Source organism: Enterobacter sp. CGMCC 5087 (assembly GCF_003144775.1).
GTDB lineage: Bacteria > Pseudomonadota > Gammaproteobacteria > Enterobacterales > Enterobacteriaceae > Enterobacter > Enterobacter cloacae_M.
Genome location: NZ_QFXN01000149.1, coordinates 1 through 14,825, shown reverse-complemented (window position 1 = coordinate 14,825; position 14,825 = coordinate 1). Strand labels below are relative to the sequence as shown.

23 protein-coding genes and 3 pseudogenes are annotated in these 14,825 nt (G+C 53.6%); 23 read left to right on the top strand and 3 right to left on the bottom strand.

What is annotated here, in order from left to right; all coding sequences use genetic code 11:
* Positions 1–101: 101 nt before the first annotated feature.
* Positions 102–692 (bottom strand): helix-turn-helix transcriptional regulator, encoded by a 591-nt coding sequence (locus tag DEO48_RS13610; protein ID WP_109845481.1) that lies wholly within the window; start codon positions 690–692, stop codon positions 102–104.
* A gap of 154 nt (positions 693–846) precedes the next feature.
* Here DEO48_RS13610 and DEO48_RS13605 point away from each other — a divergent pair, with 154 nt between their 5' ends.
* The 17 genes and pseudogenes from DEO48_RS13605 to DEO48_RS13525 all read left to right on the top strand — a co-directional run bounded on the left by DEO48_RS13605 (position 847) and on the right by DEO48_RS13525 (position 9,379).
* Entirely contained in the window at positions 847–1,077 is a 231-nt protein-coding gene (locus tag DEO48_RS13605) for a hypothetical protein (RefSeq protein ID WP_109845480.1), read from the top strand.
* Positions 1,078–1,226: 149 nt separating this feature from the next.
* Positions 1,227–1,436 carry a hypothetical protein gene (locus DEO48_RS13600; RefSeq protein WP_109845479.1) on the top strand — a complete coding sequence of 70 codons (210 nt, stop codon included), beginning with the start codon at positions 1,227–1,229 and terminating at the stop codon, positions 1,434–1,436.
* On the top strand, positions 1,436–2,212 hold the full coding sequence (locus tag DEO48_RS13595) for a DnaT-like ssDNA-binding domain-containing protein (protein WP_109845478.1): 777 nt from the start codon (positions 1,436–1,438) through the stop codon (positions 2,210–2,212). Before DEO48_RS13600 ends, DEO48_RS13595 begins: the two co-directional genes overlap by 1 nt.
* Positions 2,209–2,994 carry a replication protein P gene (locus DEO48_RS13590; protein ID WP_063858982.1) on the top strand — a complete coding sequence of 262 codons (786 nt, stop codon included), beginning with the start codon at positions 2,209–2,211 and terminating at the stop codon, positions 2,992–2,994. The genes DEO48_RS13595 and DEO48_RS13590 overlap by 4 nt, the downstream gene beginning before the upstream one ends.
* Before the next feature lie 117 nt (positions 2,995–3,111).
* Entirely contained in the window at positions 3,112–3,456 is a 345-nt protein-coding gene (locus DEO48_RS13585) for a DUF1064 domain-containing protein (RefSeq protein ID WP_109845477.1), read from the top strand.
* A 61-nt stretch (positions 3,457–3,517) separates the two neighbouring features.
* The gene (locus tag DEO48_RS13580; RefSeq protein ID WP_109845476.1) at positions 3,518–3,898 is read left to right on the top strand and encodes a hypothetical protein; all 381 of its coding nucleotides are present in this window, start codon (positions 3,518–3,520) and stop codon (positions 3,896–3,898) included.
* Positions 3,895–4,113: a hypothetical protein gene (locus tag DEO48_RS13575; RefSeq protein WP_109845475.1), complete on the top strand. Its 219-nt coding sequence runs from the start codon at positions 3,895–3,897 to the stop codon at positions 4,111–4,113. Before DEO48_RS13580 ends, DEO48_RS13575 begins: the two co-directional genes overlap by 4 nt.
* Positions 4,086–4,604, top strand: a pseudogene (locus tag DEO48_RS27400) (hypothetical protein); the annotation flags it as partial. The gene DEO48_RS13575 and the pseudogene DEO48_RS27400, both read left to right, overlap by 28 nt.
* Positions 4,605–4,752: 148 nt before the next feature.
* Positions 4,753–5,490, top strand: coding sequence for a DUF551 domain-containing protein (locus DEO48_RS27180; RefSeq protein ID WP_223603917.1), 738 nt, complete (start codon positions 4,753–4,755; stop codon positions 5,488–5,490).
* Positions 5,487–5,795 carry a hypothetical protein gene (locus tag DEO48_RS13560; protein WP_109845474.1) on the top strand — a complete coding sequence of 103 codons (309 nt, stop codon included), beginning with the start codon at positions 5,487–5,489 and terminating at the stop codon, positions 5,793–5,795. Before DEO48_RS27180 ends, DEO48_RS13560 begins: the two co-directional genes overlap by 4 nt.
* A 57-nt stretch (positions 5,796–5,852) precedes the next feature.
* Positions 5,853–6,068: a hypothetical protein gene (locus DEO48_RS13555; protein WP_109845473.1), complete on the top strand. Its 216-nt coding sequence runs from the start codon at positions 5,853–5,855 to the stop codon at positions 6,066–6,068.
* Positions 6,068–6,289, top strand: a complete 222-nt coding sequence (locus tag DEO48_RS13550) for a hypothetical protein (protein ID WP_109845472.1) — start codon at positions 6,068–6,070, stop codon at positions 6,287–6,289. The genes DEO48_RS13555 and DEO48_RS13550 overlap by 1 nt, the downstream gene beginning before the upstream one ends.
* Entirely contained in the window at positions 6,289–6,516 is a 228-nt protein-coding gene (locus DEO48_RS13545; protein ID WP_109845471.1) for a hypothetical protein, read from the top strand. Before DEO48_RS13550 ends, DEO48_RS13545 begins: the two co-directional genes overlap by 1 nt.
* Positions 6,509–6,847, top strand: coding sequence for a hypothetical protein (locus DEO48_RS13540; protein WP_109845470.1), 339 nt, complete (start codon positions 6,509–6,511; stop codon positions 6,845–6,847). Before DEO48_RS13545 ends, DEO48_RS13540 begins: the two co-directional genes overlap by 8 nt.
* 77 nt (positions 6,848–6,924) lie before the next feature.
* Complete coding sequence (locus DEO48_RS13535) at positions 6,925–7,254, top strand: hypothetical protein (protein ID WP_069914239.1); 330 nt, start codon at positions 6,925–6,927, stop codon at positions 7,252–7,254.
* Positions 7,255–7,310: 56 nt separating this feature from the next.
* A complete protein-coding gene (locus DEO48_RS13530) occupies positions 7,311–7,907 on the top strand; it encodes a terminase small subunit (RefSeq protein ID WP_258306104.1) in 597 nt (198 codons plus the stop codon).
* The gene (locus tag DEO48_RS13525; protein WP_109845468.1) at positions 7,904–9,379 is read left to right on the top strand and encodes a terminase; all 1,476 of its coding nucleotides are present in this window, start codon (positions 7,904–7,906) and stop codon (positions 9,377–9,379) included. Before DEO48_RS13530 ends, DEO48_RS13525 begins: the two co-directional genes overlap by 4 nt.
* 11 nt (positions 9,380–9,390) lie before the next feature.
* On the opposite strand, the gene DEO48_RS13520 is transcribed toward DEO48_RS13525, so the two are convergent.
* Together DEO48_RS13520 and DEO48_RS13515 are read right to left on the bottom strand one after the other, a co-directional pair.
* The gene (locus tag DEO48_RS13520; RefSeq protein WP_109845467.1) at positions 9,391–9,651 is read right to left on the bottom strand and encodes a hypothetical protein; all 261 of its coding nucleotides are present in this window, start codon (positions 9,649–9,651) and stop codon (positions 9,391–9,393) included.
* A 67-nt stretch (positions 9,652–9,718) separates the two neighbouring features.
* The gene (locus DEO48_RS13515) at positions 9,719–10,093 is read right to left on the bottom strand and encodes a hypothetical protein (protein WP_219933012.1); all 375 of its coding nucleotides are present in this window, start codon (positions 10,091–10,093) and stop codon (positions 9,719–9,721) included.
* A 747-nt stretch (positions 10,094–10,840) separates the two neighbouring features.
* On the opposite strand from DEO48_RS13515, the gene DEO48_RS13510 reads away from it, so the two are divergent.
* The 6 genes and pseudogenes from DEO48_RS13510 (at position 10,841) to DEO48_RS13490 (ending at position 14,748) form a co-directional block, all read left to right on the top strand.
* On the top strand, positions 10,841–11,047 hold the full coding sequence (locus DEO48_RS13510; RefSeq protein WP_109845466.1) for a hypothetical protein: 207 nt from the start codon (positions 10,841–10,843) through the stop codon (positions 11,045–11,047).
* A gap of 14 nt (positions 11,048–11,061) precedes the next feature.
* Positions 11,062–12,732 (top strand): portal protein, encoded by a 1,671-nt coding sequence (locus tag DEO48_RS13505; RefSeq protein ID WP_109845465.1) that lies wholly within the window; start codon positions 11,062–11,064, stop codon positions 12,730–12,732.
* Positions 12,729–13,025 (top strand): hypothetical protein, encoded by a 297-nt coding sequence (locus tag DEO48_RS13500; RefSeq protein ID WP_109845464.1) that lies wholly within the window; start codon positions 12,729–12,731, stop codon positions 13,023–13,025. Before DEO48_RS13505 ends, DEO48_RS13500 begins: the two co-directional genes overlap by 4 nt.
* Before the next feature lie 2 nt (positions 13,026–13,027).
* Positions 13,028–13,100: pseudogene (locus tag DEO48_RS27395) on the top strand (peptidase); the annotation flags it as partial.
* Positions 13,088–13,744, top strand: a pseudogene (locus tag DEO48_RS13495) (peptidase); the annotation flags it as partial. The pseudogenes DEO48_RS27395 and DEO48_RS13495, both read left to right, overlap by 13 nt.
* A 17-nt stretch (positions 13,745–13,761) precedes the next feature.
* Positions 13,762–14,748, top strand: a complete 987-nt coding sequence (locus DEO48_RS13490; protein ID WP_109845462.1) for a major capsid protein — start codon at positions 13,762–13,764, stop codon at positions 14,746–14,748.
* Positions 14,749–14,825: the final 77 nt, after the last annotated feature.

Here is a 14,825-nt window from a genome sequence, read left to right as displayed (position 1 = left end):
TTGGTGTCAATAGATATGATTATAAAAAATTACCCGTAAGGTAATGATTATGGCAATAAAAAAGCCGCTCAATGGCGGCTTATTATCTGAAATGTATGGTTTTACCCTTGCGTTTTACCGTTCTGAACAATCACGAAATCGACGTAGCTCTCGATCTTGCTTTTCTCGCTCTCAGGTAACAATGCGTAGCGGGCCCGGTCGTAATGGATAGTGGCCGGGTCGCGGGGATGAATAAGCAGCTCATAGCCTCGGCGCCCGAACGCGCTGGCGATCGACTCAAGGGTGGAGATGGAAACACTAACCTCATTGTTCAGCATGCGCTGGATTGTAGCCTGGGCAACGCCGGACGCTTTCGACACCTTTCCCTGCGACGACAGGTCGCGGTTGTTCTGCATCCACGCTTCGAGGTTATGCGCCGCCAGCTGGCCGATATCGGAAGGGGTGATCTCCGCCTGGGTGATGGCAACAGCAGATAAAGAGTGGTCGACGTCCAGCCAGTTCGACGGCTTGTTTGCTGCCTTCTCAATCTTGCGCGCCACCGTGTCGCCGACAACCTTCTGCCCGCGGGCCCAGCGGTTCACCAGGTTTGCCTGAGTTCCCAGTTTTTCCGCCAGACGAGTCTGCACCCCGTTAAAGTCACGGTCGATGATATCGTTAATATTCTGCCTGCGGATATCCTGAATACTTTTCATGCTCTGGTGAATCGCCTCATATATGAATTAGTTAGTGGTTCAATTAAAAGCGAATTTACCCCACAGGTAAATGCACCTCACAGGTAACAAACCTTGATTTTTATTACCTTCTGGGTGAATATTTATTATCTGAAATTAATATCAGGCAATAGCTATGAGCGAGAACGAAAAATTCGACTTCAAAAAACACTGGTTGCAACTCACTCCTGATGAGCGAAATGCCTTTGCTTCCGAGGCCGGAACGACCAGCCACTACATCCAGACGCATCTGACAGGACGTCGGAAAATGCCCGGTAAGACATTGATGAATGGGCTGTTTAAGGCATGCAAACAACGTGGCTGGGTCAGGACAAAGCCGGAACTGGCTATCTTCTTCTACGAATAAAACCTCTTTCAAACCCCCATCAGGCCGCCTTCTGGCGGTCTTTTCATATCTATTCAGTTCTCTCAGGTAATAATGATCCGAATATGGTTGATCTTTTTTCGGCCATCGCACAAAATTACCGTAATAGTAAACGTCAATGAGGTCGCGCAATGGAGATTATCACTCGTCTGGACGCTGCAAAGTCAGGTTTTAAGCGTTATTACACCGGTAAAAAGTGCAAGCACGGTCATGACAGTGAGCGCTACGTCTACAACGGTCATTGCGTTGAGTGCGCCATTAACTCCAGCCTGCGCCGCCAGGCGGAGATTAAACGGATTATGGATGAAGCTGCGAAAGGCAATGTGCCGGAGGTGATCTGATGGCCAGCAGCTGGATTAAGGTCGAGGTGATCACCCCTGATAAGCCTGAAATATTTCAGATAGCCGAGCTACTGAACATCGACCCGGATGCCGTTCTCGGGAAGCTGGTTCGCATCTGGGCATGGGCCGATCAGCAGACAATAGACGGTAACGCTGGCAGCGTTACAAAGGGAGTACTGGACAGACTCGCTTTTATTACCGGATTCGCTGATGCACTGATCACTGTTGGCTGGCTCGCATATGTCGACGAAAAGCTGGTGTTGCCTAACTTTGAGCGTCACAACGGTGAATCATCGAAAAAACGGGCACTTACAAACAGAAGAGTCGCAGAACACCGGAAACGTGAAACGCAAAATGTAACGCGCACAGCGTTACAAAAAGAGTTACCAGAGGAAGAGGAAGAGGAAGATATAAATAAAACCCCTCTCTCTCCGCGCGAAGGAATTCAAATCCCTCCCGTTGTCATTCCAGGTATCGGGGAACCGATCGGCAAATTCACCATGCATGAAAACTGGCAACCGTCAGATGATTTTGTCATGCGCGCCAGAATGTGGGGCCATGCACTACCAGCTGACGGGTACAAGAAATCAGACCTGATTGAATTCATCACCTACTGGATGGCGGAAGGCAATGTGATGCAACACGTGCAGTGGGAGCAGAAGTTTGCCCGACTGCTGATGAACAGGAGAAAAAGAGCGGCAGGTAAGCGCGGTGACAGCTCTGAAGATGACGTACCACACTGGAACAGCCCTGAGGGCTGGAAGGATTTCTTATGAGTAACGTATTCGCAGCAATTCAGAATCGTGATGCTGGCGCTCTGGCTCGCATGATGGGCCCGGATAATCACCACGATCAGCAGGACAACGTTGTAAACATGAGCGCAGAGCGTCTAGTCGATGCTCTGTTCAAACAGCTTAAGCAACTCTTCCCGGCGGCTGAGCAGACCAACCTGAAGACCGTACAGCAGGAAACCGACGCGAAGCGCCAGTGGATTGCCGCATTCGCTGAAGGTGGGATCCGTACCCGCGAGCAGGTATCGGCAGGAATGCGCCATGCCCGAGCCAGTGAATCACCGTTCTGGCCGTCGCCCGGGCAGTTCATCAAGTGGTGCAAGGACAGCAAGATGGTGCTGGGCGTGAGCATCGAGGACGTTATGGGAGAGTTCCACCGTTACGCCAAAGAGAAAAGCCTCCAGCCTGGCGGCCCGGAGCGCTTCCCGTGGCGCCACCCGGTCATGTACTGGATTGTGTGCGATACCCGCCGGGCGATGTATCAGCGCCAGCTGAGCGAGATTGAAGTCGAGAAGCATGCGCGCAAACTGCTGGAGGAATGGGCTGCAAAAGTGGCGGCCGGTCACCAGATTCCGGATCCGGTTCTGAGCATCCAGGCGAAGCCAGAGCCGATACAAACGCCTGCAGACACAGGTGGGAGTGCTTACCACCCTCCCGGCAAAAGCTTCGGATGTATGCCGAACGCCGCAACCCTGGGGGGACTGACACCGGCCCAGTGGCTGATGGAGGAATACCGGCGAGGGAAAGCCGCAGGACTCATCAGGTAGCACCGGCGCGGCAGCGCATTTTTTTACGCCTGCATAATTACCTTGAAGGTAACAAAATATGCGCATAGCTATTGATTTTAACTCTAATGTGGATTTAAATTACCTAAGGGGTAAATCATGAGAAAGCAGTTACAGGCTCTTGGTCGACTCAAGACAGGCCAGATGAACAAGACCGAATCTGCGTACTGCCAGCACCTGGAGCTGCGTAAGCATGCAGGGGAAGTGGTCTGGTACCGGTTCGAAGGAATCAAGCTGAGGCTGGCTGACAACACGTTCTACACGCCGGACTTCGCGGTGATGCTCACCACCGGTGAGATTGAACTGCACGAGGTGAAAGGGTTCTGGACCGACGACGCCAGGGTGAAAACCAAAGTGGCAGCAGATCAGTATCCGTTCCGCATCATCGGCGTGACTGTGAAGCCGAAGAAAGCCGGTGGCGGATGGAATGTCGAAGTGTTCTGAATCGATGATCCTTTTTGATATCAACGTAATCAATAACTTATACGGGTAAGCGGGGGTAAAGATGAAACCGAGTTATGAAGAACTTGAAGCCAAGTGCGCGGCGCTGGCTGCGGAGAATGCGGGTCTGAAGGATGCGGCTGAGTTCGCTACAGCTTCAGATATGTGGGAAGAGCTAGGCGTCAATGTGATGCGCTACCAGTATCAGGAGTGGTACGCGGACAGGTTGAAGTCTGCAATGGAAACCCCGGCCACGGACGCTTTCCTGGCTGAAGTGCGGGCGCAGGAATCATCACCATTAGTCCGAGCATTAACGGTTATCGCTAACTCCGAACAGCATGATGGTGAAACAGTGGTGTGTGATTTTGACACTCTCATCTCTGTTGCTGCCGGAGCGCTGAGGGATCACTACGCCGCCCAGCTTCGCAAAGGGGTGCAGTCATGAGCAAAGCAACAGCATTACAGCCAAAATTCAACGTCGGTGAGACTGTTAATTACACTGACCGTCAGGGCAGAAAGCAAATCGGGAAAGTGCGGCATATTGAAGGAAAATGGACCGCATTTGGCAGTGCTTACCTTATCTACACCGTTCAGCATCCAAGCTACCGAAATGGGAAGATGCACTGTGGTGAAGACGTTATCGAAGGAGCCGCCCAATGAGCAACATCGACAAACGCGCGACAGAGCTGCTGATTGAAAACGGCGTTCTGGTTGCCGACACGCTGAGGCATTTGGCTGATAACGAAATCGACTCCGACTACTTTGCTGTTTGCCACACCAACGAAAACGGCACTGAAATTGAATGCGAGCTGGCAATTACCGATTACGCACGCCAAGCAGCAGGAACCGTTGATGAGCTGGTAAAGGCGCTGGAAGCAGAGACATCATATCGCGAAGGTGCGTTTATCGCATGTAATCGCTGGCATGACAAATTCAGGGAGTCAGAAGCCAAGCTGGAAGCCGCAGAGAAGCGGATTGCTGAGCTTGAGGCGCGGGAGGTGAAACTGCCAGAGCTATGCGTGGGGGTTGTTCAAGGTGGAAATGCGGTAATGGTGCCATATGCAGCAGGGCACTGGTTTAACAAGACGGCAATTTTGGAGATGCTTGCCGACGCTGGAATCAACATCGCCGCAGCCGGTAAAGGAGAGTGAAATGGCTAACATGAAGCAGTTTTGGAAAGAGTGGGGGTGTATGTGCCGAGTGGTTGGCAAGCGCCACACCCGAACCTACGTTGGCACCCCAAAATTTCACTATGGCGCCCTGAGTCGCTCCCAACAAATCAAATGGCTGGACTAACCCATGAGCACTATTACCAAAGAATGGCTGCGGAGTCAGATTTCTGCAATCAAGACGGTTGGCATCACTGATAGTAATACGCTGAAGGCATTCGAAATCGCGCTGGCATCGCTCGAAGCGGAGCCTGTGGGGTTCATCGCAAGGCATAAAGAGACTGGAAAATTTGGTAGCTATCTGCATCCAAAGGCGGATTGGTTCAAGAATGATGAATATGAAGTCTTGAGCTCCTACACCGCCCCGCCAGCGCCGGTATTTGACCGTCAGGCAATCTGCGACAAAGTACATGGAAAGTGCAGCCGCATACCTGGCGCAACTTTTTATAACGCTGCAGAGTTTGCGATTGATGAAATGGAAGCCTGCCTAGCCGCCATGCTTCAGGGTGCCGAACCTGTAATGACGGCTTACAAGTTGCCATTCGAGCAGTGGCTTTCACAGCAAGGCGAAAGGATAGAAATAGATTGTGGATGCGTAAGCGTTGAAGTGTTTATGCATTGGTTGCGCATGGCTTATGGGGCTGGCAACTCTCCGGTGATTCCGGATGGTTGGGTGGATTGCAGTGAGCGGATGCCTGAGGAAAATTCAGAACAAGAGGTTCTCGCATGCTTTAAGGGTGGTGACATATCGACTCTGTATTATTTCGAGGGTCGATGGGATGACGCCTACGGAATCGTGCCGATTCGCCAGGATGTAACCCACTGGATGCCACTACCAGCAGCACCACAGCAGGAGGTGAAGCCGTGACTGTTTCTCATGAAAGGCTAAAAGAGGTTGTTCGTGATTTTGGGCGCAGGCACATCGCCTACCACATGGCGCGGGAACTTCAGGAGATATATCGCAATAGCCCGATTCCAGTCTGGAATGATGCCTCCGAAATTAAACCTGAAAGCAACGGGCTGTATCTGATTCAAACTGACTACGGCGTGGCGATTACAGCTTGCTACGATTGTGAATCTGACGAGTGGCGCGGTAGTGCCGGGGAGATAGTAAGGGCGGGCATGTGGATGGATATCCCTCCATTACCGGCAGAGAGAAAACGCCATGCCTAACCCATTTGACGCAGTAATGTTCGTGCTGCTGGTATCCGCAGCGGCTCAGGAAATGGGATGGCTGCCATGGTGAGCAAACTCAAACAGCGGCGCGTGCGCCGCCTTAAGGCGGACGTGGCCTGGTGGCGAGAAGAGGCAGAGGATTGCCGCTCCCGCCTGCTGGAGCTGGCCGGGGAAATCGACAGGCTCAAGAATCAGGTTATCCGCGTGCCGATGCCGGTGGTGGTGCCAGAGTCCGTGGCCGATGAGCTGAAACTTAGAGAGGTGGGGTGATGGCTGATATTTGCGTATTCCGCGACGATGCAAAGAACTGCATTGTGCTGAAGGATGGTGAGAAGATTTTCACGTTCACGCCAGAGCAGTGGGCTGTGATCTGCATGGCGGCAGACTCTGATATGGAGAATCAACTTTACGCGCTGAAGCATGGTGAAACTATGCGCCTGGAACGTGAGCGTACCTGGGCGGAGAATCGAGAAAAGGTCAGGAGGTCGTGATGGTTAACGTAACCCAGGAATCGCTGGCCGCCCGTATCGCGGAACTGGAATCCGGCCCGCGCTCGCTGAAGGAAGATTTTGCGCTGCAGGCGTACCGGATGCTGTTGCCGTATGTGGCAGAGCGGGAGAAAAAGTCAGCATGCATCCATGACTGGTGGATTGAGCCAGGCGGAGAAGGTCGATCAACAATATGCCTGAAGTGTGGGGAGAGAAAATTCCATGGCTAAGACTGCAGCAGAACGCAAAGCAGCGCAGCGCGCCCGCCAGGCTGAAGCCGGTGAACGCAAGCTGGAGCTGGTGCTCGACGAGCAGGAAATGGATATGCTGGCGCGGAATTGCGCCGGGCGTCGCCCGGGCCGCGACCCATACGAACTGAGCGAGTACATTGCACTGCTGATCCGCCAGGATGATGCGCGGGTGCGTGGACGTATCAAAGCCATCAGTGCTAACCGGTGCGGCAAGTGTGGCGACAGCCTGCCGGTGAAGTCCTGCCCATGCGCCGGTGATTCGGCTTGTTGGGTAACGCAGGGCTGGCACGAAACGAAACTTGCAGTGTGACAGGTCACGGCGTATTGACTAAATCCTCACATGATTATACTGTTTAAATGTACAGTATTTTTATGTGGGGTTCCATCATGGGCTTTCCATCTCCGGCAAAAGACTACGCAGAAGCAGCTCTCACCATTACCAGCCTGTGCGGATACGACGGCAACTGCCGCACCATTGAGACATCGGCGGGCTACGCAATCATCAATGTTTCGCACAAACCACATCCGGGTGACACCGTGCTGATTTCGTATTGCGGCCGCACTGAATTCGCCGTTGTGCAGGGCAAGGCGCTGATCACTCCTGACGGTGAAGCGCTGGAAGGCGAGGCGCTGGACGATACGACGGTGCACGGCGTGGTGACCCACTTCCTGAACCGCGTAGACAATCAGCGGCCCGACCCGATACCAGTCATGTAACATCTGCGCGGGCGTGATAGTATTACCTGCATGGTAATAAAATTACTCAGGTGGTAATGATGCCCGCGACACCAAAACCGCATAAGCGCAAATCGACGCAATTTGAGCCTCTCAGCGTTCTGAAGGAATCCTATTGCCTGGAATACATCAAATGCCCAGAGAATCAGACTCAGGCGGCGATTAACGCCGGGTATTCCACCAATACAGCGGCTAAGTTTGCCAGCCAGAATATGCGCGATGAGCGCGTCCAGAAACGAATCGCCGAACTGATGGAAGAGCGCAATAAGCGCATGCGCGTAAGCGCTGATTACGTCCTCATGCGCCTGGTGGAAATCGACCAGATGGATGTGCTGGATATCCTTAACGACGACGGCAGCCTGAAACCGATCCGCGAGTGGCCGAAAATATGGCGCACCACGCTCAGCGGGTTTGACCTGTCCTCAACCATCATGAGCATGAACGAGGATTCGATAGAGACCATCCTCAAAAAAATCAAATGGCCGGACAAGGTGAAGAACCTCGAGTTGATTGGTAAGCACGTCGACGTCAACGCGTTCAAAGAGCGCCTGGAGGTTTCCGGTACCGTCACCATCGCCGACCGCATGGCCGCCGCGCGCCGCCGCGTCAAAGAGCAGGCTGGTGGTGAAGAATGACAGCAACAGCCATGTCGCCAGAAGAGCAGCTCGTCGAGGATATCGCCTCGTTCACGTATGACCCGTTAGGCTATGCTCTGTATGCGTTCCCGTGGGGAGAGGAAGGCACAGAGTTGGCGCACGCAGCAGGGCCAAGAAACTGGCAGCGCTGGATGCTCGATACTGTTGGTGATCACCTTAGAAACCCAGTTACACGGCATCAACCGCTAATGATTGCGGTTTCATCAGGGCACGGCATTGGGAAAAGCGCAGGTATTTCCATGCTTCTGAATTGGGGCATGTCCACCTGCGAAGACTGCAAAGCAGTAGTCACTGCCAACACCGAAAACCAACTGCGCACGAAGACCTGGCCTGAAGTGATTAAGTGGGCAAACCTGTCCATCACGAAAGACTGGTTCTCTACACCCGCAACAGCCATGTACAGCAATGACTCTGGACATGACAAGCGCTGGCGTGCTGACGCAATCCCATGGTCTGAACACAACACAGAGGCGTTCGCCGGGCTGCACAACGAGCGTAAGCGCATCATCGTGGTATTCGACGAAGCTTCCAACATTGCAGATAAGGTTTGGGAGGTGGCAGAGGGGGCGCTGACGGATGAAGACACGGAAATCATCTGGGTAGCGTTCGGTAACCCGACACGTAACTCTGGTCGGTTCCGTGAATGCTTCCGAAAATATAAACACCGCTGGGTTACGAAACAGATCGACAGCCGTACCGTCGAAGGAACGAACAAAGAGCAGATCCAAAAATGGATTGAAGACCACGGCGAAGACAGCGACTTCGTTAAGGTCCGTGTGCGGGGGATCTTCCCTGATGCGTCAGAGCTCCAGTTTATCCCCACTGGCCTGACCGATGAGGCAATGAAGCGCGTCGTGACCGCAGGTCAGGTAGCGCATGCTCCGGTGATTATCGGCGTCGACCCGGCTTACTCCGGCGTGGATGACGCGGTGATATACCTGCGCCAGGGTCTGCACAGCAAAGTGCTATGGACCGGCAACAAGACCACCGACGATCTGATTATGGCGAAGCGCATCGCCGACTTTGAAGACCAGTACCAGGCTGACGCGGTGTTTATCGACTTTGGCTACGGTACCGGGCTTAAGTCCATCGGCGACGGATGGGGCCGGACATGGCAGCTAATCCCGTTCGGCGGCGGCTCGACCGATCCCCAGATGCTCAACAAGCGCGGCGAGATGTTCAACAGCTGCAAAACGTGGCTGAAGTTGGGCGGAGTGCTGGATGACCAGGAGACTGCTGACGACCTGTCGGCGGCAGAGTACAAAGTCAGGGTGGACGGCAAGATAGTCATTGAGCCGAAGGAAGACATCAAAGAGCGCTTAGGTCGCTCGCCTGGCAAAGGTGACGCGCTACTGCTGACGTTTGCTTTCCCGGTTACGAAGCGCCTGCGTATTCCAGGGCAGGAGAGCCAGCAGGGCAAGGCCGTGACTGAATATGACCCGTGGAAATAACAAAGCCCGCATTAGCGGGCCTGGTAGAATGGTGTTTCGAGTATCTTCTCGGTGATTTCAAAGTTAATTCTGTCCATCACCTGTTTTACGCGCTCCACCGCTTCAGCTTGGTTAACTTCTTCCAATCGCATTATCTCTGATGCGGTAAGAACCACTGACTGCATTTGAGACTGTGATTCGAAAGGAAGGGTTTTAATATCGATTCTGGATATGTCTCTGACATCATCGAAATCAATTTCTTCAGGTTTCTTGCCTCTGAACGTCAACATCATTTCCTCTCCATCTGTTACTCATGCAGTATACACAAAGCCCGCGCATCGGCGGGCTGATTGTGACATGTCACGGTGTTATCGAATATCTATATCTGGAACGATTACCGACGGCTTGAATGTAACTTTGTAGAAGTATTTGCTGACCTTGGCAGGCTCGGTTTGCTCCATGAACCATGGTTACATTGTCAGACAGGCCGAGCATGTGTTTCTTGTACTGATTAGGGCCAACCTGACAGATCACGCCCAAGGTCGTAGCCGTGCTGGTATTGTCTTTGGTGCAAAGCCCTTCAATGGTCAGTACGTAATCACCTGTTATTCCGTTGTAGAAAACAAAGCGGCGATTCACCTGAAAATTATCAGAGTCTTTACTCAGGTTCTGAGAGACAACATCGGCGTCATTCACATCGCAAGCGGCAAGCAACATTACCGCCAGTAGCAACAATATTTTTTCATAACCTCACCTTAAAAAAATGCCCGGACGAACCGGGCGAATAATCAACGGAGTGCCTTCCTTGGCAGTTACGGGTTTACAGCGCAACGTCATCAGAATGGCGTTCTGCTGTAAAAAGGGCGGTGGTCAGAAGAAGGAGAACTGCCACCGCCAAAGCTACACGCATTACCTGGTACTGCCGTATCACGGTCCTAAGGCGTGATTGGGTTGTGGTGCGCAGTCTATTCGGCATAGCAACTCTGCGCAGATGCTTCTGACAATCGCCGGTGGTAGCCGGTTTAATGCCTTATTCACCACAACGGAAATAGCACCTGTTAATTGTTACGAGCAATTAACCCACAAGATTTAGGTGACTAGCCTGTCATATGGAGATGCTATTACCTGTTATGGCCTCGTCTCTTCCGAGGTGTCACACCGTATCGCCACGCTGGTGAAGCGCTATGTCGTGCATACCGAAAACACTGACTTGCACATTCCGGTTACCCGCTTGGCCGTAAACAGCAAGGGAGCCATCGGACCGCTGCGGCACATGTGCCATATACCGTACTGCTCACACCTGGAAGCGCACTCACCAGTTTTGATTTAGCGACAAGACCTCACAGAACCGATATCGAAGTGCGCTTTCATGTTGTGTTACCTGAAGGGTAATAATTGCACGTCATTTTGTCAATACACTACGTAAAATAATCCGTATATGGTTAAATTGGTAATAATTTAATCGTGTGTGAGGTTATCTCTATGTGTATCGGCAGCAAGCCATCAGTGCCAGCGGCACCAGAAGTTCAGGCCGCACCTCAGGCCCAGGATGCCGCTGTGGTCAGTGCCCGCGATGACGAAGAGCGCCGCCGCCGGGCTGCAGCAGGCACCAAGTCGACAATGCTCACCGGCGCCCAGGGCGACACTTCCGCAGCCAACACCAGCGGTAAAACGCTGCTCGGTCAGTAACGGAGACCTGAGAGATGGCGGAAACCGAAAAAGAGCGGCTGCTGAAGCAGCTCGCACAGCTGAAGAGTGAGCGCACAACGTTCGAGCCGCACTGGCGCGACCTGAGCGACTTTATCAATCCGCGTGGTTCCCGCTTCCTGACGTCAGACGTTAACCGTGACGATCGCCGCAACACCAAAATTGTTGACCCTACCGGCTCAATGGCTCAGCGCATCCTGTCCAGTGGCATGATGTCAGGCATAACCAGCCCAGCCCGTCCGTGGTTCAAGCTGGCTACGCCTGACCCTGACATGATGGATTACGGCCCGGTGAAAATCTGGCTGGAAGTCGTGCAGCGCCGCATGAACGAAGTGTTCAACAAGTCGAATTTGTACCAGTCACTGCCTGTCATGTACGCCAGCCTGGGTACTTTCGGCACCGCCGCCATGGCCGTGCTCGAAGATGACCAGGACGTGATCCGTACAATGCCATTCCCTATTGGCAGCTACTACCTGGCGAACAGCCCGCGCGGCAGCGTCGACACCTCTTTCCGTCAGTTCTCCATGACCGTGCGCCAGCTGGTGCAGGAGTTTGGCCTGGACAACGTCAGTTCGTCAGTTAAGGGTCAGTGGGAAAATGGCTCCTATGAAAACTGGATCGAGGTAAACCACTGCATAACGCCGAACATCAACCGCGACAGCGGGAAGATGGACAGCAAGAACAAGCCGTTCCGCTCCGTCTATTTCGAGACCAGCGGCGACGCCGACAAGCTGCTGCGTGAATCCGGGTTCGATGAATTCCCGATCCTGGCGCCGCGCTGGGAAGTGAACGGCGAGGACGTTTACGCGTCTTCCTGCCCAGGCATGCTGGCACTCGGTCAGGTTAAAGCCCTGCAGGTTGAGCAGAAGCGTAAAGCTCAGCTTATCGACAAAGCCACTAACCCGCCGATGGTTGCGCCGACGTCGCTGAAGAATCAGCGCGTTTCACTGCTGCCAGGCGATGTTACGTATCTGGACACGATTACCGGGCAGGACGGTTTCAAGCCTGCGTACCTGGTCAACCCGAATACCGCCGACCTGCTGGCTGACATTCAGGACACCCGGCAGACCATCAACAGCGCCTACTTTGTCGACCTCTTCATGATGCTGCAGAACATCAACACCCGCTCAATGCCGGTGGAAGCAGTCATCGAGATGAAGGAAGAGAAACTCCTGATGCTCGGCCCGGTGCTGGAGCGTCTGAACGACGAGGCTCTCAACCCGCTTATCGATCGCGTGTTCTCCATCATGGCGCGCAAGAACATGCTCCCGCCGCCTCCTGAAGTTATGCAGGGCATGCCGCTGCGCATCGAGTACATCTCCGTAATGGCGCAGGCGCAGAAATCTATCGGGCTTACCAGCCTGTCGCAGACCGTTGGGTTCATCGGCCAGCTCGCACAGTTCAAACCTGAAGCGCTCGACAAGCTCGACGTGGATCAGGCTATCGACGCGTTCTCGGAAATGTCCGGCGTGTCGCCAACTGTCATCGTTCCGCAGGAGCAGGTCCAGGGCATTCGCGAAGAGCGAGCCAAACATGCTCAGCAGGCGCAGGCCATGCAGATGGGCATGGCAGCAGCGCAGGGTGCCAAGACACTCAGCGAGACGCAGACCACTGACCCAAGCGCGCTTACCGCTCTCACTAACGCAGCAGGAGCGGCACAGCAATGACGGACTTCGATGAAGAAGAACTGCGCATTCAGAACGAGCGTAAGAAGCACGATCTGGAACAGCGCGAGAAGGACGACATCAAGTTTGTCATGGATAGCGAGCAGGGTCGCCGCGTCGTATGGGGGCTGCTTGAGAAAGGTCAGGTGTTCGGCACCTGCTTCAACGTAGAGCCGAACATCACAGCATTCAACGAAGGGCAGCGCAACCTGGCGCTGGTTCTGTTTCAGCGCGTCATGGCGCACTGCCCGGATCAGTATCTGAAGATGGCCGCAGAGGCCAGTGAACAGGAGTAACCATGAATTTATTTGAACGTTTGCTGCATCGCCGTCTTTGCAATGAGCAACCTGCTGATGGTGGTCAGGCAGATACAGCTTCAACTGGTGCCACTGAAACAACTCAAGGCGCTGGCGAAACGCAGCAGCAAACTCAGGAGCAAACCCAGACGCAGGATAACGCGACGGGTACTGATTCTGACAAAGGTTCAGAAACTCAGAAAACTGAGGGGGAACTTGCTGCTGATAAAGCCAAAGCCGAAAAGGCTGAAAAAGAGCAGAAGCAGGAAGGCGCTCCGGAGAAATACGAGTTTCAGGCCGCTGAAGGCGTTGAGTTGGATACTGAAGCGCTGAAGGACTTCGAGCCGGTTGCCCGCGACCTGAACCTGACCAATGAGCAGGCGCAGAAGCTGGTGGACGCATACCCGAAAATTCTGGCCGGTGTGCAGCAGAGACAGGCAGAAGCCTGGCAGGCGCAGACAGAACAGTGGGCAGCCGACGTGAAGGCTGACAAAGAGATCGGCGGCGACAAGCTGACCGCAAACCTCAGCGCTGCGCAGCGTGCACTGGACCAGTTCGGCACGCCAGAGCTCAAAGAATACCTGAACACGACCGGGCTTGGTAACCACCCCGACCTGGTTAAGACGTTCGTGAAAATCGGTAAAGCCATGTCTGAAGACGGCATGGTCGATGGCAGTAATCAAGGCCAGCGTAGTGCGGCCGAAGTGCTTTATGGCTAATAAGAGAGGATATAACCATGGCTGTTAAAGGCGTAAATGCGCTGACGCTGGCTGACTGGGCTAAGCGCACCGATCCAAACGGGAAGGTAGACAAGATCGTCGAACTCCTTTCCCAGACAAACGAAATCCTGACGGACATGATGTTCGTTGAAGGCAACCTACCAACCGGTCACCGCACCACCGTGCGCTCTGGTCTTCCTCAGCCTACCTGGCGTTTGCTGAACTATGGCGTGCAGCCGACCAAGTCCACTACCGTACAGGTTACTGACACTGTCGGCATGCTGGAGGCTTATGCAGAAGTTGATAAGTCACTGGCTGATCTGAACGGTAACACTGCTGAATTCCGCCTGTCTGAAGATCGTGCATTCCTCGAAGGCATGAACCAGCAGATGGCGCAGACGCTGTTCTACGGCGACACCAGTGTTAACCCACAGCAGTTCATGGGGCTGTCATCTCGTTACTCCAGCAAGTCGGCTGGTAACGGCCAGAACATTATCGACGCTGGCGGTACCGGCACTGATAACACCTCTATCTGGCTGGTGGTATGGGGTGAAAACACCGTTCACGGCATTTTCCCGAAAGGGCAGAAAGCTGGACTGCAGACCCAGAACCTTGGTGAGCAGACTCTTATCGACGCCTCTGGCGGTAAATACCAGGGTTACCGTACCCATTATAAGTGGGATAACGGCCTGGCACTGCGCGACTGGCGCTATGTCGTGCGCATTGCCAACATCGATGTGAGCGATCTCTCTGTGCCTGGTTCTGCGGCAAACATCGTCACAATGATGGTTAAAGCGCTTCACCGCGTTCCTAACCTGAAGATGGGCCGCGCGGTGTTCTACATGAACCGTACCGTTGCCCAGGCGCTGGACCTGCAATCTCTGGATAAAGCTTCTCTGGCTCTGTCCGTAAAAGAGACTGAAGGCGAATTCTGGACCACGTTCCGTGGCATCCCAATCCGTGAAACCGATGCGATTCTGGAAACAGAAGCGCGCGTTGTTTAACGCCTGTCATTAACTGATGGGCCTTAACCGGCCCATGAATGGAGAAAGAAAATGATCCTCGACAAACTGTTGATGTT